This window comes from Candidatus Cardinium hertigii, from assembly GCF_050864855.1.
GTDB lineage: Bacteria > Bacteroidota > Bacteroidia > Cytophagales > Amoebophilaceae > Cardinium > Cardinium hertigii_C.
This window is the reverse complement of sequence record NZ_JBOZWW010000056.1, coordinates 1-23,685: the sequence shown is the minus strand read 5'-3', so window position 1 is coordinate 23,685 and position 23,685 is coordinate 1. Positions and strand designations below refer to the sequence as shown.

The window sequence follows — 23,685 nt, the reverse complement described above, 5'->3', positions numbered from 1 at the left end:
CGCCACTATAGCCATAGATTGTAAGGCTTCTAATAATGAAAATACATAAAGAAGGAAAAGGAATTTTATTATGGACACCCGTTGTATTGCTGCTGATTTATTATGGCATGCATAAAAAAGTGGTCTTTAGTTACCGCCAATCCATAGGATTTACAGTAGTAAGTGGTGCTTTGTATTTGTGGTTGATCTATTTTTTTAGGGATCCATACCGGATCATTCATACCCAAGATCAATATATATTGGGGCCCGCAGATGGTAAAATTTTGGGTATTCAAAAGGTGTATGAGGAAGAGTACTTACGGGAAGATCGCATCAAAGTTAGTATCTTTATGTCTCCTTTTAATGTACATGTCAATCGATTTCCGATGTCTGGCAAAATTGTCTTTTTTAAGTACCACCCAGGTAAGTACCTGGTTGCTTTTCATCCCAAATCCAGTACACATAACGAAAGAACCTCTATTGTAATTGAAAATGATAATGGTCAGCAAATTCTTTTTAGACAAATAGCTGGTTTTATGGCACGTCGCATCAAGTTTTATTTTAAAGAAGGTGAAGTAGTTCAACAAGGTGAAAAATGTGGCTTTATTAAGTTTGGTTCAAGAGCAGAAGTTTATTTACCCCTGGATGCCGATATTCAAGTATCTGTAGGGGATAAAGTAAAAGGTGGACTTACCGTTTTGGCCAAAATATAGCTTCTATCTACTAAATGGCCGTCAGGATAAGCTACTAAATGGCCGTCAGGATAAGTTTTTATAACCATTGTATTTGTATTATTTTTCACATTGATATATGGCAGTACGTGTGCGGTTTGCACCTAGTCCAACAGGCGCACTACATATTGGTAGTGTTAGAACCATTCTTTATAATTACTTTTTAGCCCAAAAAGAAGGCGGTAGTTTTATACTTCGTATTGAAGATACCGATCAAAAACGTTGGGTGGCTGGTGCGGAGGCTTACATTTTAGAGAGCTTGAGCTGGCTAGGGATTGTACCAGATGAAGGGCCTCAAGAAGGGGGGCCATTTGGTCCTTACAAACAATCTGAACGGATCGGGATCTATCAGGAGTACATCCAACCCTTATTGGATAGTGGACATGCCTATTATGCATTTGACACACCAGCAGAAATTGAAGCGATGCGGGAACGACTTAAAGCAGCCAAGGTGGCCAGCCCACAATATAATGCTACTAGTCGTGAATGGATGCGCAATGGACTGACCATGCCTATGGAACAGGTTAAGGAATGGATTGCCGCAGGCAAACCCTATGTGATTCGATTAAAAATACCCCATAAAACCCTTATACGTTTTCATGATGGCATTCGTGGCTGGGTAAAAGTAGATACTACAGTCTTGGACGATAAGGTTTTGATGAAGTCAGATGGTTTGCCTACTTATCACTTTGCCAGTGTGATAGATGATCATCTGATGCAAATCAGCCATGTCATCCGTGGTGAAGAGTGGCTACCCTCTACCCCTATTCATATATGGTTGTACCGTTGCCTAGGTTGGGCAGATACAATGCCCCAATTTATACATCTACCGCTGCTATTGGCCCCCGATGGTCAAGGAAAATTAAGTAAGCGTCATGCCGATCAATATGGCTTTCCTGCCTTCCCTATCGCTTGGAACAGCCCAGATCTCACCGTTGAAAAAGCGTTTAGAGAAGCAGGCTATTTGCCAGAAGCATTGTTGAATTTCTTGGCTTTATTGGGATGGAACCCAGGTACCCATCAAGAAATATTTACCAAAACAGGCTTAATAGAGGCTTTTTCTTTGGAACGATTGGGCAAATCAGGTGTTAAGTTTGATATGGCAAAAGCCAAATGGTTTAACCAACAACATATTAAAAAACAAGGTCCAATTGCTTGGGCGGATTACTTTATAACAGAAGCTGCTCAAGAAAATATAGTTTGTAGCCAACAAGATGCAGTAGCCATTTGCAACTTGGTCAAAGATAGAATTACTTTTCCAAAAGATTTCTGGCAAGAAGGTAGATTTTTTTTCTTTGATCCTGTAGATTATAACGCTGAACTAATCCAGCAAAAATGGCATCACCAAACCAAAGAAGGAATCATGGCTTTTCATAAAGGGCTTTCTACCCTCGTAGGATGGAATGCGCATGAGCTTAAACAGTTGTTACAAGCAACCTGTATTACTGGTATGATGCCTTTGTTGCGTATGGCCCTTACAGGCAAAATGGCTGGTCCAGACCTTATAGAAACTATAGTCCTACTGGGTAACAAGAAGACGCATACGAGAATTACTACATTTTTAGAACAAATAGGATAGATGAGCTTATGGTTAAGTGTATCTAAAATAGATTGCATAATCTATTTTAGATACTGGTTATAAAATTAAAATATATAGTTTTGGATTGATGTTATCTAAAGATAAAATTGTTGTTTTTTTGTCTGGCGTTTTTAGCGCACTACAGAAAGATAGCACAGCGCCTTTGTAACCATTTTTAATGTTAATCAAGGCTTATTTCGCATCATTTGTTCTAGCAGCGTAATACATTCCGAATGGTTCTTTGCCTTAGCTAAATCAAGAGCTGTTTCACCATTTTTATTTTTTTCGTTGACTTCAGCATCAGATGTGAGTAATGCGTTTACTATATCTACTCTATTCAAAGATGCTGCAATATGAAGTGGCGTACATCCATCTTCTTTTTTTTCATTGATGTGCGTCCTTTTGTACTTAGTCGGCCCTGAAATATTATTTTTGAATAAATTTATTGAATGGATATTTCTTTATAATATATATGGTTTATCAGGCGCTCTATTTTTCTTACCCAAGATATAGGTATAACTGGTTTTGGATTAAGAATTTTAATTATATAGGTTTTAATTTATTTGACTGTGAGGGTATTAAGAATAATTTTCTTGTAATCAGTCGTAGGTTATGAGCAATAGCACATAAAATAACGTTAAGTTTATCTCCTAAAATACCTTTCAAATAGTTAACGGATAATTTACCATCGGCTTTCATATGACCGATATGCGGTTCAATAGAAGATCTTCTTTTTATAGCTTTTTTTAGAGCAGGGGTTATACCCCTTTTAGAACCACTTATAAATATATCACATTCATTAACAGGAATATTATGACCTCTATAGGCTTTATCTACGAAAGCATATTTTACCTTGGTACCAGATAATTGCTCGGCTTGTAATAAACTCTTCTCTAAAGTATGGCCATCATAAGCATTAGGATGTATCGCTTCTGTAGAAACAATTAAACCTTTTTTATGGGTCAATGTAAATTGTACTTTACAACCATACTCATAAGGATTTCTAGACTTACCTTTACTCACACAGTAGACCGAGGGTTCATGGATACTATAAACTTTATCTTTACTATTTTTTGATTGATTTATAAGTTTTTTACTTATAGATAGTAGGCGCGTAAATTGGTTGCGTATTAGATCATCACAGGATGCTATAGAACGTTCTACATCTCTTATTACCCGACCAAGATAGGTTTTTAATGTTTTAACGCCCTTGGATAAACGTTTATACTGTTTGGCATGAGCATACCTATCAACTTTACGTTTAATAGATAGACCTAACCGCTGATAAGTTTGACGCAGTTTAATACCTGTTTTCTTGGCTATACTGACCAGTTTTTCTCTGGCTTTATTAAGCAAAGAAGAGTCAGTTGGGTAACGGATATTTTTCTCCATTACAGTAGTATCAGCTATAACTTTTTCAAGTTCTTTTCGGGTCACTACTTTTTTTTTTAGCGATAAGTCTATAGTCATAGATAAGATTTTATTGAGACCTTCTTGACCTAATCTATGGCGCCAACGGGTCAATGAACTGGGGTTACAAGGCACCTTAAACTGAAAATAATCATATCCACAAAAGTATTGCCAATAAGGGTTTTCTACCCATCTAACCACTACTTGTTCATCAGAAATATTATACATATGACTGATAATGAGAAGACCTATAATTAAACGAATAGGCAAAGGAGGTTGACCAGGTCCATAGCTAAAACCGCGGTCTAAATCTGATGCTAAGGAGTGCCAAGGAATCGAATCAGATAACTGGAATAAAGGATGTTTCGGGTTAAGAAAACTAGATAAGCGTTGCTCAAACAAACGCTCAAGGCTATTATTTATTTTCTTAGATTTCATCCTTATTTTGCAAGCTTTTTATACAAAACAACTCTAAAACTGGTTATTAACCAATACAAATTTAACCATTTATTTGCTGATTAACAAATAATTATACAGTATTTCAGGACCGACTAAATAAACCTTTACGCTATTGTTGTAATCCTGTTTGGGGCATATGATTACGCGTAATACGTTTTTAATTTTTAATTTTTAATTTTTAATTTTTAATATCATTTTTATGAAAAAGATAAACCATAAAATAGGCCTATGCGTTGGGCTATTAAGTTTAACCACTTTCTCTTCTTGTCTACACACCAAACAAGAAATGAATAGACCTACCGTAGGTAACGCAAAAAGGCACTATAACAGGCACCAGAAAAAATATATCATTGGTGGAGTCTGTGCTGGCTTATTGGCAACAGCTGGACTGAGTGGTGGTGGTACTTATTGCTATCTTAACGGTTGTTTCGAAACCAAGGATAAAAACCCTGAGGTTATAACGCCATCTCCAAATTTAACTAAATCAGGCAATGACATCATGATACCACCAACACCAGGCTCACCCAATAACTACACAACTGGCTCTAATTATAGTGACAATGCTCAGAATAACAGCTACCGTAATTCAAGGCCACCGGAAGCCTCTAAGGATAACAAAACAGATGTCGGTGGTACAACCGAAAACCCTAAGGCTCAACAACGAAATACCAGTGGTACAACCAAAGCCAATAGCACTGAGAAACCAGATGCCAATGGTACAACCAAAGCCAATAGCACTGAGAAACCAGATGCCAATGGTACAACCAAAGCCAATAGCACTGAGAAATCAGATGCCAATGGTACAACCAAAGCCAATAGCACTGAGAAATCAGATGCCAATGGTAAAAACGAAGACCCTAAGGCTTAACGGAGATCTACATACAAAAGTTATAGCAAGGATAGCTTTTTAATGCATAGAGGCAACAAATAAGTAATATAGATGTTGCCCATTGCCCAGTTATTGATAGAACAAGGAAAAATCAAGATAGACAAGATAATGCTGGAAAGATTGCTTTAATCTATGAATAAAGACGTTAACTAAACACTGCAACCTTTCAAAACCCTTTTTAAGGCGTATAAGAAAATAGGAAATCCAAATTTCGCTATTCCATTAAGATGGTTGCGTTTATGTTGACGTCTATATGGTCGATGTAAAAACAAAGATTTGATCTTGATCCTATATATTCCACTCAATTGGTTTCTATTGGTTAAATGTAATCTATCAGATTTACCTTTAAGGTATCTAAGTGAATGATTTTTTTCAAAGACTAATTTTTTATATCCCTCCAAGGTTGTATAAGGTGTTTTATCCTAACAATACTTTCAGTTTAATGATCAAAACTTATCTCTTGTAGGTATTCTATTTCCTAATCCAATTTATTTGGCATAGCATCTATTTTTTATTCTTATAAATCAAAAGAAAAAAATAAATACTGCACTATCATTTAATTGTTTTTGATCATTGCAGTTCCTTAAAGCAGAAGAGACAATAGGGCTACATAAACCTTTCTGCTATTGTTATAATCCTGCTCGGGCTATATGATTACGCGTAATACGTTTTTACATATTTTAATATCATTTTTATGAAAAAGATAAACCATAAAATAGGCCTATGCGTTGGGCTATTAAGTTTAACCACTTTCTCTTCTTGTCTACACACCAAACAAGAAATGAATAGACCTACCTTAGGCAACTTAAAAAGGCACTATAATAGGAACCAGAAAAAATACATAGCTGGAGCCTATGCTGGTTTATTGGCAACAGCTGGACTGGGTACTGGGGTGTTTTGGCTCAAAGATAGTGTACCCGGTTCACCAGAGGGAAATGGTTCTAATTTGACAACTACGACGCCATACGACCTATCCCCAACTTATCCTTCATCCACACCAGAAGCGTCCAACGCAACCGAAGGGAGTAGTACTGCGCTTACGCCTACCACGCCATACGAGCTATCCTCAGCTTATCCTTCATCCACACCAGAAGCGTCCAACGCAACCGAAGGGAGTAGTACCCAGTCTACACCTACCAGTTCATCCACATCAGGGGTGTCCACGATGACAACCGAAATGAGTACTACTACGTCTACTAAAGCCAGTACTACTCAGTCTACCGAAGCCAGTACTACTCAGTCTACAACTACCACGCCATACGTACCATCCACATCAGAGGTGTCCAGCACAATGGAATCGGCAAGTGGACAAAATCCAAGCAACGAAGAAGAAAAAGATCCATATGATCCGTATGGAGGGGAAATAGAATATCCATATGATCCTTCTGAAGTCGACCGAGTATCCAACTCAAGCCATCCAATGGCCTGAACACAAAACTACCAACCTAAGGAATCCAGGCCTATAATGAAGTAGAGAAAGTAACCTTTCCTGCTTCATTAAGCTACTTGGATTTAGGTTGCACTCGATGGGCTCTTTAGTAACTTGGCGATGCTATGAAAAACGTGCCGATCAAAGCAAAATAGAGGTAAATAAAACTTTTATCTAGTTAGCGGTTGGATCTGGATGCAATTAAGCGTATCATTACACTACATAGGCATCCCAATAGCTTGTATACCGCTTCTACTTGTTTTGAAAAAGATAAAAAAATCTTTTAATAAAATTAAAAAATGGTTCTTAAAACCAGTTAAAAGGCTCTTGTATGGTCTAACTGTACTTGTAGCAACCGTCATGGCTTTATGCCACATACCTGTCGTACAGCAACAATTGCTTGGTAAGCTACTCAACTATTTTCATCAAACTACTCATTACCGTATTACCTGTGACCAATTTCGCTTAACCTGGTTCCGCCAGCTTACATTGGTAGGTGTAACGGTTAGAGACCCTCAGCACAACCCTCTATTTTCCATTGATGGCTGTAAAGGTCAACTCAATCTATTGGATTTGCTTTTGCTGAAGCCCAATATGATCCATTCTATTTCAATAGAGGGAGGTGCCGTTTATCTAGAAAAGAATAAAGGGCAACCTTTCAATATGGTCACATTTTATGATAAGGCTATTTTACCCTTTGTACCAGTATCTGATAGAGCAATATGCATTCATAAGCTTGAACTACATGGCCTCAACTTATACTACCACAATCAGATCAATAGACAAAAAATTAGTGTAACCCATATCGATGTATCTATAAACGATTTTAAATCTGTTTCGGACCATTATTCAGGTAGTCTAACGACACTATCCTATCAAACAACCGATGTCCTGCCCTTGGTATTGAAAAAGATGATGGCGCAATTTACCATTACCCCCGATAGAATAATGCTACAAAATTGTCACTTGATGACCAAACATAGTAGCCTACAAGGCGATTTCACATTAAAGCAGACCGAACAACTGCCCCTACTCGGCCATAAAGAGAATATGCTACTAGAGGCCACATTGCACCAAACTGCGCTATCATCCATTGAATTACGTAAATTTTCAGATTTTTTTAAAGGGGCGGATACGTTATATAGGTTAAATGGCCTAGTTTCTTTAACGCCTCATGATATGGCATGGAAAAATTGCAAACTGGTTTTTGGTGCATCAGATAGCTACATTGAAAGTACAGGCTGCTATAATGGAGTGGATGCAACGCTTTGCATAAAAAAGGGTAAGGTCTATGTAAGTGATCTCCAAAAGCAGATGCCGGTTTATTTCAATACATTGCAATACATCGGTCTAAACAATGCCACTTTTGTAGGGAATAGCCAAAAAGCTACCTTGACGGGCCATATTGCCACCCATATAGGTGCCATGGAAACGGATTTAACCCTACACCATTTAGGTAAAGCCATACAAAGGGTAACGGGTAGCCTAACCTTAGATAAGGTAGCTGTAGCAGCGCTGCTACCTGCTCTTCCGATTAGAGCCCTTTCTGGAAAAGTGACCATACAAACGCAAGGAAAGGACTTCAATACCGTAAATGCAGTAACCGATCTAACAGAGATAGAAACCAACCATTATACCTATCAACAGATAAAGGCCTCTTGTAGGGTGGCCAATGCCATGGTACAATTTACTTTAGATAGCAAAGATCCAAACGCAAAGCTAACCCTAGCTGGCCGCTATGATATAACGCCTCATAACTATTTACAAGCAAAGGGCATCATTGAACAGATCAATCTAGAAAAACTTGGTTGGGTAGCGGACCCTTTTGTAGGTAGTACACAATTTGCGTTGAAAATAAAAGATTTATTAAGTGAACGTCCACGTGGAAAAGTTAGTTTAAATCAATGTATCATACAAAAATTGAACAAAAAAGTAACCTGCCCACAACTTGTGCTGCATGGCCACCAACATGGCAAAGAAGATCTGCTTACCCTGACTTCCTCCCTTATAGAGGGTAGGCTACAAGGGAAATTTACCCTTAAAGACTTAGTAAATCATACGAAATACCTTATTGCACGACTTAAAAATTCGGGAGATCTAGCCGAAATACCTGGTGCTAAATTGCATCTAGATTACACCATCCATTGCAAAAAAATAGAGACAATATTGAATTGGTTTTCAAATCATCTATATATATCCGATGCTACAACTTTTTCGGGTCATTTTGCTTATAATACAGATTATGATTTTTCTTTAGAGCTACCTACTGCGTCGACCTTTTCTTTTAAGCAGTTTAGTTTGACCAATAGCAAAATAAAACTGCACATCGGTCATCTGATGGATGTTAAAAAGCGCTTGGTGCAACTATCTATTGCTTCAGACAAGCAGGATTGGCATTCCATCGTTCAAACAGCTCATCTAGATCTTCAATTCCGGATGGACAAAGATACATTTACCTTTTCAAATAAATTGGTGCACCAGCATAGCCATCTATCCATAGCCTGTTCAGGTACCCTTAGAGATGGTGGGATAGAAATAGAACTACTCCCTTCTAGGCTAACGACTAAAGGGCAAATATGGACCATACAAGCAAAAAGGCCCAGTTTTATTTCCAAAACTGCCATAGCGATTGGAGGGCTATCTATAACCAGCGGTCAGGCATCCATTTGCATAGACGGTAGCCTGACTCCATCAGCTGCTACCACTCCGTTATACTGCACGATACACCAGTTTCCCTTAGACTACACTTCAGCAGTAGGTCCGATTAAAGGCATTATAGAGGCAAAGCTCGTAGCTAAAAAAAATCAGCTTATTCCAACTGGTAGCTTACGTATAGAAAAAGTAACCATTCAAAACTATGCGGTAGGTACCCTAAAGATAGATTGGAATGTATTAGAAAATACATTAGGGTTAGCAGCCATTCTGGAAAAAGCAGACCAACGATTGCTGGAGATAAAAGGGGACTATGACCTCGCCCATCCTTCTAATAATTTAGCCATTACCACTACATTTAACCAAATGGATCTACAGTTACTCAATCCTTTATTTGCATCCGCTTGTTCAGCTATACAGGGCAAACTAAGTGGTCAATTCCAACTAACTGGTCAGCTCAGTGCACCTAAGATAAATGGAAAAGGATGGATAGATCAAGGACAATTTACCATTAACTACTTGAACACCTCTTGCCAAACAAGCGGCCCCATCAAGATTCGAGAGAATCGATTATACCTGAACCAACTTGATTTTAGAGATGGTGCGTCAGGACGTATGAGCTTATCTGGATATGTTGCACTACAAAATGGATTCCCTTTAATGTTTGGAGGTCGTATGGAAACTTTCCATCTGCTACACACCACTCGAACCCATAATCCCGACTTCTATGGAGACCTATATGCTACTGGGACTTTACAAATGGAAGGTTCTATCTATGATTTACTGGTTAAAATAAAAGCTACAACTGATCAAGGTGACTTTACAATTGTGGCACACGATAAAGAAAATATAGAGAATACAACAAAATTGGTACAATTTATTTATAAAGAAGAAAAAAAACAGACAGATCAGCCCTCTCAAAGTGAAGATGACACAATGATTAAATTAATCCTTGACCTAAACATACAACCCACTGTAAAGGTTCAAGTATTATTTGGCTCTAATGTCAATATGAGCGATAGGTTACAAGGCCAAGGCACTGGCGCGATTCAACTAGAAGTAGGCACGAATCGCAAGCCATATGTAATGGGAAACTACCTTTTCCAAAGTGGTACCTATACTGTTTCTGTTTATAATTTAATTCAAAAAACATTTACCATTACACCTAATAGCCAAGTGAATTTTAACGGTTATCCCCAAGAAGGTATGGTTCATCTTGAAGCATCCTACACGCAAATGGCATCCGTAACCGCACTATACCCTCAAAGTAATGACAAGCGACCTATCCCAGTAACAATTTCTCTTTCTGCATATGGAAAGCTGACCCATCCACATATTGCTTATCAACTTCTCTTTCCCGTAAAAAGTATGGATTTTGAACTAAATACGGCTCTAGAAGCATGTGCCGCAAAGGCATTATTAGACAAACACTACCTCAATAGACAAATTTTAAGTTTGATAATAGCTAAAAGAATCTATGATGAGCAAAAAATAGATGGCTGGGCTGCATTAAACAATAGCATCAATGATTTGCTTTCCCAAAGGATACAAGATATGGCTTCTAAAATGATCCATCCTAATCTAGCAATAGAAACCGATCTAGGTATACATCAATTGGAGCATCACGACCAAAATATATTGCAAAGAACAAAGATTAAAGTGAGTTATCTACTCCTGTCAGAGGATCTCAAACTTTCTAGTACCGTAGGGCAGTACTCTTGTTTCATCAATGATTGGGAGATTTCCTATCGGATTTCAAAAGTTTACAACATGCATGCCAAGTTTTATCAACAACCTTTACAAACAGGATCGACAAATCTGGCCCTTTTTGGTATAAGTTTTGGTTATGTTAAGAAATTTTGGTAGCATCGGTTTAGCTATCTGATCAGGCTATTTTAAAGCAAAAAGCAGCCTCAACAGGCTGTTTTAGCCTAGTCTCAACAGGTAGTCTTGGTGTAGTGCACCGATTTGAAACCGTTTCTATAGATAGTTATTATAATTTTTGTTGCTTTTTTAGTGTTATATTGTTTGTGGTTTTTTAGGTTAAGAACCTATAAAATTCATTATTTATTGGTTGTGAACTTTATTTTTGTTCATTTTAGATAGCCCCCCTAAACTATAGTGGACTGAAAAAACCGGACAGACCAAAAACCAGTTTTGTTTCTCGATAGTATATTTTCATCAAATTAATACAAACGTACGACGCACGTTAAGTATAATTATCAAAGATTTCATTCTAGCATTAACTATTAAAAACCGATGCAGCTTTATTTTAGGAAATTAAAAAATTTAAGCTAGAAAATGGACAAAAATAGGAAACAAAATCTATAAAATTTTGTCCAGTTTTTTTAGTTCACTATACAACAGTCTCGATGCATCTTTTAATTTCCCTTTTGGGGTTGTGTAACCAATTGAATATAATCTAGAAGGTTTCCCATCCCTACCCTATCATGTGCAGAAACCATAAAAATAGGTGGCATGGTCTCCCAGCCTTCCTTTAAAGTAGCCGTTAGGGCCATATAATGTTTTTGAACCACCCTTTTATTTTTTTTATCTGCTTTTGTAAGTACAATGGCAAAAGGAATGCCATGTACTCCTAGCCACTCTATACATCCAAGGTCAATCGATTGAAGACCAATTTTTGCATCCATTAACAAAAAAACTGTAACCATATTGGGCCTATACAGCAGATAGTTTTGTAACATTTTTTCCCATTGTATTTTGGTCGCACGTCCTACTTGTGCCCATCCATATCCTGGAAGGTCTACAAAATACATTTGGTTGTTTACCAAGAAGTGATGGATCAGTTTTGTTTTCCCAGGCATTTTAGATACCCTAGCCAATTGTTTCCGTTGCAAAAGCGCATTAATTAAAGAGGATTTCCCTACATTCGAACGACCTATAAACGCAACCTCTGGTCTAGCCTCATGGGGACATGTTTGGTAACGCACGCTACTGGATACAAGACGAACAGAATTAATTTTCATATACAATCAAGATGTTTGGTGGATAAATCTAAATATTTTCAAGGACTTTATACCCAATGCATTGCTTTTTTATCCAATTTTAAAATTGGTTTTTAACGATTGCGCATCTAAAAATAAAAGTTTACGCATGGTTTCAACTCCATATTGAGAAATGTGCATATACTTTAGGTGGTAAGCCAAAGACATACTATTATTACCATTGAATCTATTGATAATATTGGTAATCCGACATCCTATTGCTTATATAGAAGGATACCTATTTTTCTTTTCACAGCTATTTTTTTTAATTTGCGATCAATCTTAAAGATGCTATTGCAAACCCATTGCTTTCCTAGTCTCATATTACTTTTTATACGATGCCGAATCCACTATCCTTTTCTGGTCCCCATAAATGGGCTACTAAACATTTACAGGTAGCTACTGAAATGGTACATGCTGGTGTGGAGCCAGAACCCCATACAGGTGCTATACTTACACCTATTTTTCAATCATCTGTATTTGTACAAGCCTCCATTGAAACTTATCTAGAAAAAGGGCATTCCTATTCTGGTTCAAGAAATCCTACGGTTGCTGTACTAGAAGCAAAGATTGCTGCTTTAGAAAAAGCAGCAGTAGCTTATTGTTTTGGTTCGGGTATGGCGGCTATTGTTACCACTATGGCCACTTTTTTACGCCATGGCGACCACTGTATCCTCTCAAATGGTTGTTACAGCACTACACAAGAATTGGCTCGCGACCTTTTTGGCCAACTGGGCGTAACTTTTTCTTTTGTAGATTTTACAAATATAGTAGCCATAAAAGCAGCTATACAAGCTAATACCAAACTGATTTTTTCAGAGTATCCCACCAATCCTACCCTTGCTTTAACTGACTTAGCCACTGTGAGTCAATTGGCCCATCAAGTAGGTGCCAAACATGTATGTGATAGTACCCTGGCCTCACCTATGGTAGTTTGCCCGTTGGAATTTGGTGCAGACATGGTTATCCAATCTACCACCAAATACTATGACGGACATAATATAACCATTGGTGGCGCAGTAGCTTGTGCATCTGAACAAGATGGCCCTCAAATTTTTACTTATAGAAATAGACATGGAAGTATTATGAGTCCTATGGTCGCTTTTTTTACCTTACAATCGATCAAGACCATGCACTTACGCATACGGGAACAGTCTAAAAATGCAACACAAATTGCTGCATTTTTAGCAAGCCATCCTAAGGTAGAAAAAGTAGGCTATCCAGGATTGCTTGGTTTTCCACAAAAATCATTGGCCGATAGACAACATAAAAATGGATTACATGGTGGAATGTTATATTTTGTATTGAAAGATGGAGCAGATGCCAGTAGCAAATTTATACAGTCACTGCGTCGTCCATGGAGTTTTGGCGCCAATTTAGGTAGCGTAGAAAGTTTGATCTCATATCCGACTGTAATGTCCAATGGAACAATGGATGCAACACAACTAGAATCCATTGGTATAAGCAAAGGTTTTATACGTGTATCATGTGGAATTGAAGATGTGCAAGATCTGGTTTATGCGCTGGATGCAACGCTTAATGAACTATAAAGACACTCAGATCACCGTACCAACTTGCAAACAAGTGGGCTACTTTTCTAGCCATCTGGTAACTTTTTCTTGCAAGAAGGGAAAAACGGCTTATCATACTTTTCCCAAACGTATATCAAGTTGATGGGCAAGTTCTAAGATAAGCGTTATGACCTTATTTTTACAGGCATGTTCTAGAATGCTTTCAGTAGTATCTAAATGGAAATTAAAAATAATTATAAATCCATTTTCATTCATTTTATCAAGGTATATGGTTGTTTTTTCTGGTTGTACCAATGGTTGCGCATCGGCAATTTTCCGTAATGCTTTTGTAAATTTTTGCAACGATTCCAAAGATATGGCGTACCCAATCGGCACTTCCAGAGAAACCATTCGTGCCGTTCTTTTACCGAAGTTATCAATATAAGCATCAGCTAATTTTGCGTTGGGTATGTAAACCAAAGATCCTTGTCTGGTACGCAATAAAGTAGAACGTAACCCCACCTCTTCTACTTTCCCACGAATGCCTCCAGAAACAATTTCATCACCTACACTAAAAGGTCGATCCATTGTAATCATCAATGATCCAAATAGGTTTTTAATGGTATCCTGACAAGCTAAACCAAGACCCAGTGTGCTAAAAGAAAGTGCCTTAACGAAATATTCTGTTTTAAATCCAAGGTTTTCAACTGTTTTTATCAAACCCACAATCCCTACAATAATTTTAGCGGTTATGCTAAAAAGAGGCAAAATATGGATCATAAATTTATGATGTTTTTTGTCAATTTTCAGCCTATATTGTATTAAATTGATGCATTCATAAGCCAAACACATTCCTACCAATGAAGTAGAAGCATTTATGATGCGATTGATCAAAGAGTCTAAAGATTCAGATTGGAAGACGGTAAGGGCTTGCTTTAAGAAGTATATATTTACCACTAGAATCAACAACCGTTCTATAGCCAATGTTTTTTTATGGAAATTGGTATTGGAATTCCGAATCCATTTGTATAATATAAGCTTCAAACAATAAGGCATAATTTTATAGGTAAGCCAAATCATAACCGCCCACCCTATACATAAAATGTATTGCCACATCTCAAAGTTAAATAGCTGTTTTTTACAAAATGCTTCTGGTAAAAAGTGATAGAAGCAAGTATGGATGTCAGCTGGTTTATTATATGCTTGTAGCATCGTTGGCATCATACATCCAGCTATCACAAAAGCAGTGCATCGCGTTGGCTTGATGCGTAGGCAATAGGTTGCCAACCTAATCAGGTTTATATACATTCGACAGATCTTATTTATGCTTGTTTAATTATGGTTTCAATCCATATCGGATATAGCTGTTTGCTTGCTACATTAAGCGATAGCTTGCAGTTTACACAAAAAATAGGTATTTAACATCTTTCATAAGTAACCATTTTGAAAAACAAATGGGTACATCTTATTTTTAAACCAATTGTAAAGATACACGCCCGATTGAAATAAGAACCCTTCCTAATGCTTGGGGGTGTTTGTTTTTTAAGAACTGTTTATATTTATGCAAGCAACTCATATGGCGTCATCTAACTTTTGTACAACACATTTGTTTCAAGGCCTCCAGTGGCTTTGATCATTCAATGGTCCGATCGATATTCTTATGTTATGTTGTATTTTGTTTGCATAGGTCGTGGCCTATGCGCCACCAATAGGTTATCTAACAGTGAAAATGGTGTTCAGCCTTTATTTAATTAAATTTTCCATATGGCAAATAAAATGGATATCCCACAGGCCCATCACGCCACGCAACCACGTTATGGTTTTGATTATGTAGAAGTACTGGGTGCAAGGACCCACAATTTAAAAAATATTGACGTTACTTTTCCACGCAATCAATTGGTAATCATTACAGGTGTAAGTGGTAGTGGAAAATCTTCTTTGGCTTTTGATACCATAAATGCAGAAGGTCAAAGACGATACAGGGAAAGTTTTAGTGCCTATGCACGGAGTTTCTTAGGTAGCTTAACTAGGCCGGAAGTAGATAAAATAAATGGACTCAGTCCAGTTATTGCCATTGAACAGAAAACAACCCATCGGAATGCCCGCTCTACGGTAGGAACTACTACAGAAATTTATGACTTTATGCGCTTGCTTTTTGCACGTGTAGCCGATGCCTATGCCCATACAACAGGCAATAAAATGGTCACCCAAGATGAAGCGCAAATCGTTGCCCATCTATTGCGCACCTTTTCTGGTCAAAGGGTTACCTTAATGGCCCCTCTGGTTAAAGGAAGAAAAGGCCATCATGAAACACTCTTAAAACGTTTTATTAATCTGGGATTCAATAAAATTAGGGTGAATGGTGTAATGGTTGAGTTGACGGATCGTCTACAATTGGCCCGCCATAAAAAACATGATATTGCTTTGATTATAGATCATATGCGCATAGATCCAAAAATAGTAGACCGCATCAAAAATGGATTAGCATTGGCCCTTCAACATGGCAAAGGGACATTATTAGTGGTAGATACTGCGCAAAAAGATTACTATTTTTCTACCTGCTTAGTAGATGAAGAGACAGGACTTGCCTATGGTCCACCAGAACCCAGCCTTTTTTCTTTTAATACACCCTATGGCGCATGCCCTACTTGCGATGGATTGGGTGAAACTACGCAAATAGATATAGATAGACTTATTCCAGATAAAAGCTTAAGCATTCAAAATGGGGCCATTCTACCTTTAGGTCCTTACAAAACCTCACTTTTATTTAAAAAAATAACTGCTTTACTAAAGTTTTTTCAATGTCAAATAAGCGACCCCGTTGAGGTACTTCCTCCAGCCGTATTAAATTTGTTGTTATTTGGCAACGTTACAAAATATCGTTCTGGGGTGGTTGCAAATTGCGTAGAACCTTTTGAAGGCATCATCACCGCACTCATCAAACAACAAGAACGAGAAACGGCTACACGGCATGGTAGTCCTGAAGAAGGATTGATCTATACTATTATATGCCCAGATTGCAAAGGGACTAGATTAAACCCAATAGCTCGGTCTTTTAAAATTAAAGACAAAAGTATTGCTGATTTGGTCTCCATGGATCTAGATAGACTCAAAAAATGGTTTGCCACTTTATCCACTGCATTGACCCACAAACAGCAAATCATTGCCAATGAGATTATAAAAGAAATTACCAAACGGTTGCAATTTTTAATAGATGTGGGGTTACATTATTTACACCTTAATAGAAGTTTAAGTACCTTATCAGGAGGAGAAGCACAACGGATTAGACTGGCTACTCAAATAGGCGCCCAACTATTAGAGGTACTTTATATCCTCGATGAGCCAAGTATTGGTCTACACCAACGGGACAATGGACGGCTTATTCATGCCTTAAAAAGGCTTAGGGATATAGGGAATACCATATTGGTAGTAGAGCATGATAAAGACATCATGTTGGCAGCAGATTATCTGATTGAAATAGGGCCTCGCGCAGGCATTTGTGGAGGCGAAGTAGTAGCAGCAGGTTCTTTAGAGTCGTTCCTAGCACAGCCTAGCGCTACAGCCGAATTTTTAACCAACAAAAGACGCTTTCTTTTTTCATCTGATCGCAAAAAAGGCAATGGTAAAACCTTAACCATTACAGGATGTAGTGGGAATAATTTAAAAAATGTAACCTTAACCATTCCATTGGGTCTAATGATTTGCGTAACAGGGGTATCAGGGAGTGGAAAGTCTTCGTTGGTTCGTAAAACCCTTTTGCCGATTGTTAAAAAACAGCTTTACAATAGTCAGGTTATGCCATTACCCTATATAGAAGCGACTGGATTGCTCCATATTAATAAAGTAATAGAAGTGAGTCAGTCACCTATAGGTAGAACACCCCGTTCTAATCCTAGTACCTATACTGGTATGTTTGTAGATATACGCAACTTTTTTGCGATTCTCCCAGAAGCTAAAATAAGGGGTTATAAACCAGGCAGATTTTCTTTTAATCTAAAAGAAGGCCGCTGTAACACTTGTGAAGGCGCTGGTATTCAACGTATAGAAATGGGTTTTCTGCCAGAGGTATACGTAACCTGCGACAACTGTAAAGGCAAGCGATACAATCGTGAAACATTAGAAATACAATATAAAAGCAAATCTATTGCCGATGTTTTGGATATGACGGTATCGAATGCCATTCCTTTTTTTGAAAGCCATCCCTCTATACTGGTCAAGCTGCGCACCCTAGAAGAAGTAGGGCTGGGCTACATTACCTTGGGACAACATGCTACTACGTTATCAGGAGGGGAAGCACAACGGGTGAAATTGGCCACCGAATTGGCCAAAAAAAGCACAGGCGATACCCTATATATTTTAGATGAACCCAGTACGGGGTTGCACTTTCAAGATATTGTAGCGCTATTGTCTGTATTAAAAAAATTAGTAGACCACGGCAATACAGTACTCATTATAGAACACAATATCGATATTATAAAGGTAGCAGATTATGTCATTGATATAGGACCCGATGGTGGACGAGATGGAGGATATCTAATCGCAGAAGGTACCCCAGAAGCAGTTGCTAGGGTACCCGAAAGCCATACCGGTTATTTTTTAAAAAAAGAGTTGAAATTGTAAAATACTAGTCTGAATGGTTTGAATGGGTGGACTGGTTATTGCCTTACCTGAATGGACCATTACAACTAGATTATATAGACGATATAGCTATGCGCTTCATAAAAATGTATTTAGGTAAATCGGTCATACAACAAGGCAGCATGCATTTGTATAGACAAATTTGCAAAAGAGGCCTATTTTTAGATCTTTTTGCTTCTCTGAATAATTTTTATCAGGTTGCGACCCTATTCCCCATATCATATAACTATTATTTTTATGGCAGATTATTTTTTCCAATCTAATGCTTCTTACTTCACGATGTTATTTAGGCGAAGCTGCTTATATCTTATGTTTGCTACATTGGGCGGTCTGGATATAATTCCTCTCCATGCAAAATCAAAAAAAAAAGGTAATATAGCGCAAAAAATAGATTATAATCAAACAACTATTTCTATCAAAGCTTCTTCAAAGCAGCAAGCAAAATCTATATTAGCTCCCTACAAAAAGAAAAGAACCAAACAAAATGCTTTTGTAAAAGAGCAAGTGGGCGAATTATTTCGATCTAGTACACAGTTATGCGTGTCAGCTGGCTTAATTTTTGCCTTACACAAATTTAGCAACAAACCTTTTGAATTATCTACTTTAGTGGCGCCACTCATTGGGAACCTAGCTGCCGATCCACTTAAAGCTATAGGGCGTTCTTGTGCTATGTTGTTTTGTCCTTCCTTATCCCAGCCTAGATTAAATGAAGCTATACATTTAAAAAAACAGTATGAAGCAAGAAAACACACTTTGTCGAGAAGTATGCAAAGTTTTATAGAACAGCTATTGAGTGAACATATTTGGTGTATACAACGATTTGATTACTATAGTCATGAACGTGCCAACGTGATCAAAGAGGTCTTACAATTCCCTGTAGGTCCTAAGCAAATTGTTCCTGATACAGCAGTTATACAACAGTTTATGTGTAACTATCCAGACCAGGTTCGTTTGGCTATTGGTGAGTGGGTTGCCACTATAGTTGAGGATGCCAAAAGTAGTCAATTGACTAAAAAATCAACACCCATCATGTTTGTAGGGCCGCCTGGAACTGGGAAAACCTATTTGGCTAAGCAGCTGGCAACTTTGTTGCAACTTCCTCTGCAATCTATCGATATATCTAAATATAAAAATGTACATGGGGCTCATTATTATTCTTCTGATCCTGAAAAAGGGGTCATAGCAGAGGCATTGATAAAATCAACGAGTCAGGAGCAAAACTGGTCTAATAAAATAGTTGTACTAGATGAAATTGATAAAGCCCTAGCTATGGATAAAGATGGCAGATTTCTATCTAATAATGGAGCAGAGGTATATAGTATGTTGCATACTCTTCTAGAAGCACAAGAAGTAGCTATTCCTTTGTCTCGCTATGACAACGCATCCCCTGACATCTCCCAGATAAAAATTGTTTTGATCGCCAATAAAACTTTTACAGAAACCCTAACAGCAGATAAGGCAGCGGCCTTAGAAAGTCGTGTAAAAATCATCTCCTTTGATGAAGGTTTTAGGCTTGAAAAAAAGCAAGTCATTGTAACGGATTATGTGGATCAGCTGCTTAGTAAAAAAGGCATTGATCGGGCGATGCTAGATCAAAAAGTCATAGATAGGATTATAGCAGAAGATGACCGTATAGGTTTAAAAGGGGTTCGTATTTTGCTGAGTGTGATCGATCGATACATCGATACATTAAAGTCGCAAAAATTGATCTATGAAATTGCAGGGATACCAATCCCTACTTTTGATGTCAAGCAAGCTTATACGCCTTATCATCCTCAAACAGAACCATTAACTACATTAGATGATAAAAAATTGCCTACTAAAAAGGGCTTTAAAAAATAGAGTATGGTTGAGGCATCATACCCATGATAGGTTTGCTTGCTATCTTTTTAAAACGTAAATTTAGGATTGAATTTTATCTTTTTTAGGTGCAGTAGCATGCAATTTCCATCCAAGCGTATATCTTTGCACACGCTGCCTTAATCTAGGTTTAGCTTTTTTGTAGCGTTTTTCAACCATTATTTACAACCTTTTTTGCTACATGCTTGCTTTTTTTTCGGTCTTTCATGGCTTGCTAAACTACCTCCGAAAAGGTTTGATCTACTTCTGGCTATTGGGCCTATGGGGCTGTAAAGACTTTAAAAATTGGGAAAGTATATATGGGAATGTATTAAATATTAAATTTGAAAAAGCAATGGATGAATGGGCACCAGGCGTACTAGAGGATCTGGGTAGCGAAAAACTTTCGGAGCTGCATTTTCTAAAAAATATAACTTTCCCAAATAAGAAAAACGATAGTCTCTCCATAATAAATTCAGATGATGATAAAATTCTTCAATTAACTACTAATCTACGAATAGAGCTCAAACCAAATACCAATCAAGTCAGCGTTAAGCTGATAGGGGCTACAAATAAACAAAACCCGTATCATCAAAAAGTTACCATTTACTATGAAACCATTGTTTCCATGATTTCTCCTCAAGCAGGCGGGCTACAAATACAATACCGTATTAAAGATATACAGTTTGATAAAAATACCAACAAGCCTATTTTCAAACGTTTTGCAATCGAACATCCAGTTCTCTTAAAAAAAGAAGAAGCACAATCGAATGCTAATGTTACGTTATATTATTAAGCCATTTCTAGCCGCATTTTTGTTGGCTGCGCTGCCTCAGTATATAGTAGCCAAGGATCAGTTGCCTTCCAATAGGATTTGGCCCTCTACCTGCTGCATTGGTATAGATCTTGCAAAAACTTGCGTGGGTTGGTACCAAAAGACAGGCTCTGCCTATGAAATGAATGGATCTATTGATTTTAGCCGTATTTTATTAGATCTAGACTATGGGATTGGAACCATACAGCGTGACCATAGGCAAGATAAAGGCTCCTTTACATTTTCTGAGGGGTACTATTTTAGAATAGGCCTAAGCTATAATTTTATGCCTCCTACCATAGACCACAATCAATTTTTTATAGGCTTCCGCTATGCTAAGAGTTTTTTTGATTTTCAACTAAAAAGTAATAAATTACAGTGCGAGCACCTGTCAGATAAGCCGTGTAGTGAAAAATGTACGCCACCCAATGGCTTACCAGTTTCCTTGCAGAAGCGCCAAGGTGGTCAAATAGCCCACTGGTGGGAATGGGTAGTAGGCGGGAAGGTATATTTAATGCCTATGCTATCGATTGGTTGTACAGCTCGTTACAAGTTTAGTAAAAAACTAGAAAAACCTCTAGCTACTTTTCCGTTTGATATTCCAGGGTTCGGATTAGCAGAATTTGACCATGCTTTTGGTTATAGTTTGTATCTTTTAATCCGCATTCCTCTAGAGAAACCAAATAAAATATGCGATCAAAGTTTTGCGCAAAAAAGTACAACTTAAGCAAATGATGGCTAGCTCTATATACCATACATTAGACCCTATTGTATCATGAATAAATATCTAAAATACTTTGTAGTATGGCTGCTGATCATTCTTGCCGATCAAGGATCTAAGCTTTGGGTGTATAGCCATATGTCATTGGGGTTAGACCACCATATTAAAATCTTGGGTAACCTATTTAAGTTTACCTATGTATTAAACTATGGTATGGCTTTTGGGTGGCAATTTAGCTTTAAGTATGGAAAGTTACTGATTACTTTGGTCCGTCTTTTTGCTTCTTTTTACATAACCATCCATATTATTCGGCTATTGGTACACACTGCCCCTCCTATTTGGATTTGGGGCTGGATATTGCTTTCAGCAGGAGCAATCGGCAATTGCATTGATAGTGTTTTTTATGGTATTTATTTAAACAATGCACCTGATACAGCCCCAATGAAGTGGTTCCATGGTCAAGTTATTGATATGCTTCATATCGATTTTTGGTCTGGTATCCTCCCCGATTGGATACCCATTTGGGGAGGACAAGAAGTCTGTGTGCTGCCTATTTTCAATATAGCAGATATGGCTATTTTTTTTGGATTGGGGCTTCTATTCTACGCTTTTAGAAGATTGCTTACATGTCAAAAAAAAGAGCAAACAACCAATTTTATCTTATAAAACATTTTATCATGAAACAGTTTATAAAGTACTTTTTTATCATATCGTTGATTGTTCTTGCAGACCAGGCCTCTAAACTCTGGGTATATGCCCATATGGAAATGGGGCCCGATGGACAAATAAATCTTTTGGGAAATGTCTTAAAACTTACCTATACTTTAAATCCAGCTATGGCTTTTAGCATGCATCTTGGTTTCAAGTATGAAAAAGTATTGATTACAGCCTTCCGTGTTTTAGCTTCTTTATATATCTTTTGGTACATCATTCAATCCATAAGAAGAAAGGCAACTGCGCTTTGGACCTTAGGATGGAGTTTGATTTTAGGGGGGGCTATTGGCAATAGTATAGATAGCGTTTTCTATGGTGTTTACTTAAATAACGCGCCTACCGATGCGCCTATGAAATGGCTATATGGTCAGGTCATTGATATGCTCCATATCGACCTTTGGTCTGGTTTTATGCCTAGTTGGCTACCTATTTGGGGGGGATACTATGTATATTGCCTTCCTATTTTTAACATAGCAGATGTAGCAGTATCTGCTGGATTAATCGTTGTTTTGTACGCCTTTCATCTAAAAGATGATACGAATCCTTCATCTTTAGACTGTTGCAATAGAAAATTAAAACCTACGAAAAACAAAAAATAGCTATATAATTGTTATTTTATGTCCTACACAAGACATAAATATGCAGTATTTTACTGAACAAATATCCAATAATGGGCGAAATATTCTTTGTAATGTTCTATTGCAACGGTCTCATAATTTAAGTGTTATTTACAATAAAGCATCCATAGAATAATTTGATAATGATCCAGTTTCGCTAGTAGTTGACAAAGAAACCACAACACGATCACCTTCCCTTTTATGAGATAAATGACCAGTAAATTCTTCTTGACTTGCCACACTAGACATTGATGCCACTAAATTTCCAGATGTATCATGATCTGAGCCAGCTGGTTTTACAAAAAGATTAGATTCATTTTTAGAAGGACTACACAATATATCTAACGTTTTCTGAGAACTTAATCTCCCTGCTATAGAAAAAGCTGTTAATCCCATTTTGAGACCGTTGCAATAGGTTTTTAGATTTTAGTATAAAAAAGTAATTGTTAATTTTATTAAAAGTTTAACTTGTAATTAGTCGGTCCTGAAATACTGTATAATTATTTGTTAATCAGCAAATAAATGGTTAAATTTGTATTGGTTAATAACCAGTTTTAGAGTTGTTTTGTATAAAAAGCTTGCAAAATAAGGATGAAATCTAAGAAAATAAATAATAGCCTTGAGCGTTTGTTTGAGCAACGCTTATCTAGTTTTCTTAACCCGAAACATCCTTTATTCCAGTTATCTGATTCGATTCC

Annotated in this window: 16 protein-coding genes and 1 pseudogene; 12 read left to right on the top strand and 5 right to left on the bottom strand. The window is 37.4% G+C overall.

All coding sequences use genetic code 11. From position 1 onward, the window contains the following. Window positions 1–35 precede the first annotated feature (35 nt). The gene (locus ACRRVB_RS03040) at window positions 36–692 is read left to right on the top strand and encodes a phosphatidylserine decarboxylase family protein (protein WP_432466511.1); all 657 of its coding nucleotides are present in this window, start codon (window positions 36–38) and stop codon (window positions 690–692) included. A gap of 97 nt (window positions 693–789) precedes the next feature. After that, window positions 790–2,289, top strand: a complete 1,500-nt coding sequence (gene gltX / locus ACRRVB_RS03035) for a glutamate--tRNA ligase (RefSeq protein WP_432466510.1) — start codon at window positions 790–792, stop codon at window positions 2,287–2,289. Window positions 2,290–2,474: 185 nt separating this feature from the next. On the opposite strand, the gene ACRRVB_RS03030 is transcribed toward gltX, so the two are convergent. Both ACRRVB_RS03030 and ACRRVB_RS03025 read right to left on the bottom strand, forming a co-directional pair. Continuing rightward, window positions 2,475–2,681 (bottom strand): ankyrin repeat domain-containing protein, encoded by a 207-nt coding sequence (locus ACRRVB_RS03030; RefSeq protein WP_432466567.1) that lies wholly within the window; start codon window positions 2,679–2,681, stop codon window positions 2,475–2,477. 50 nt (window positions 2,682–2,731) lie between these two features. Beyond that, window positions 2,732–4,137: pseudogene (locus ACRRVB_RS03025) on the bottom strand (IS5 family transposase). A gap of 220 nt (window positions 4,138–4,357) precedes the next feature. Here ACRRVB_RS03025 and ACRRVB_RS03020 point away from each other — a divergent pair. The 3 genes from ACRRVB_RS03020 (at window position 4,358) to ACRRVB_RS03010 (ending at window position 10,994) form a co-directional block, all read left to right on the top strand. Further along, window positions 4,358–5,026 (top strand): hypothetical protein, encoded by a 669-nt coding sequence (locus ACRRVB_RS03020; RefSeq protein WP_432466509.1) that lies wholly within the window; start codon window positions 4,358–4,360, stop codon window positions 5,024–5,026. 715 nt (window positions 5,027–5,741) lie between these two features. Next, window positions 5,742–6,476, top strand: a complete 735-nt coding sequence (locus ACRRVB_RS03015) for a hypothetical protein (protein WP_432466508.1) — start codon at window positions 5,742–5,744, stop codon at window positions 6,474–6,476. 261 nt (window positions 6,477–6,737) lie between these two features. Next, window positions 6,738–10,994, top strand: a complete 4,257-nt coding sequence (locus tag ACRRVB_RS03010; RefSeq protein WP_432466507.1) for a translocation/assembly module TamB domain-containing protein — start codon at window positions 6,738–6,740, stop codon at window positions 10,992–10,994. A 515-nt stretch (window positions 10,995–11,509) separates the two neighbouring features. Here the strand turns inward: ACRRVB_RS03010 and yihA are convergent. Then, window positions 11,510–12,115 (bottom strand): ribosome biogenesis GTP-binding protein YihA/YsxC, encoded by a 606-nt coding sequence (gene yihA, locus ACRRVB_RS03005; RefSeq protein WP_432466506.1) that lies wholly within the window; start codon window positions 12,113–12,115, stop codon window positions 11,510–11,512. A gap of 356 nt (window positions 12,116–12,471) precedes the next feature. Between yihA and ACRRVB_RS03000 the strand changes: the two genes are divergently transcribed. Continuing rightward, entirely contained in the window at window positions 12,472–13,683 is a 1,212-nt protein-coding gene (locus tag ACRRVB_RS03000; protein WP_432466505.1) for a trans-sulfuration enzyme family protein, read from the top strand. A 93-nt stretch (window positions 13,684–13,776) separates the two neighbouring features. Here ACRRVB_RS03000 and ACRRVB_RS02995 read toward each other — a convergent pair whose 3' ends face one another. Then, on the bottom strand, window positions 13,777–14,931 hold the full coding sequence (locus tag ACRRVB_RS02995) for a mechanosensitive ion channel family protein (RefSeq protein ID WP_432466504.1): 1,155 nt from the start codon (window positions 14,929–14,931) through the stop codon (window positions 13,777–13,779). A gap of 477 nt (window positions 14,932–15,408) precedes the next feature. Between ACRRVB_RS02995 and uvrA the strand changes: the two genes are divergently transcribed. The 6 genes from uvrA to ACRRVB_RS02965 all read left to right on the top strand — a co-directional run bounded on the left by uvrA (window position 15,409) and on the right by ACRRVB_RS02965 (window position 22,969). Beyond that, entirely contained in the window at window positions 15,409–18,264 is a 2,856-nt protein-coding gene (gene uvrA / locus ACRRVB_RS02990) for an excinuclease ABC subunit UvrA (protein ID WP_432466503.1), read from the top strand. A 255-nt stretch (window positions 18,265–18,519) separates the two neighbouring features. Continuing rightward, a complete protein-coding gene (locus ACRRVB_RS02985; protein WP_432466502.1) occupies window positions 18,520–20,124 on the top strand; it encodes an AAA family ATPase in 1,605 nt (534 codons plus the stop codon). A gap of 199 nt (window positions 20,125–20,323) precedes the next feature. After that, on the top strand, window positions 20,324–20,917 hold the full coding sequence (locus ACRRVB_RS02980) for a hypothetical protein (protein WP_432466501.1): 594 nt from the start codon (window positions 20,324–20,326) through the stop codon (window positions 20,915–20,917). After that, window positions 20,898–21,662: a DUF6048 family protein gene (locus ACRRVB_RS02975; RefSeq protein ID WP_432466500.1), complete on the top strand. Its 765-nt coding sequence runs from the start codon at window positions 20,898–20,900 to the stop codon at window positions 21,660–21,662. Before ACRRVB_RS02980 ends, ACRRVB_RS02975 begins: the two co-directional genes overlap by 20 nt. A gap of 48 nt (window positions 21,663–21,710) precedes the next feature. Beyond that, a complete protein-coding gene (locus tag ACRRVB_RS02970; RefSeq protein WP_432466499.1) occupies window positions 21,711–22,322 on the top strand; it encodes a signal peptidase II in 612 nt (203 codons plus the stop codon). 11 nt (window positions 22,323–22,333) lie between these two features. Next, window positions 22,334–22,969, top strand: a complete 636-nt coding sequence (locus ACRRVB_RS02965; protein WP_432466498.1) for a lipoprotein signal peptidase — start codon at window positions 22,334–22,336, stop codon at window positions 22,967–22,969. A gap of 129 nt (window positions 22,970–23,098) precedes the next feature. On the opposite strand, the gene ACRRVB_RS02960 is transcribed toward ACRRVB_RS02965, so the two are convergent. Further along, window positions 23,099–23,383 (bottom strand): hypothetical protein, encoded by a 285-nt coding sequence (locus tag ACRRVB_RS02960; protein WP_432466497.1) that lies wholly within the window; start codon window positions 23,381–23,383, stop codon window positions 23,099–23,101. Window positions 23,384–23,685: the final 302 nt, after the last annotated feature.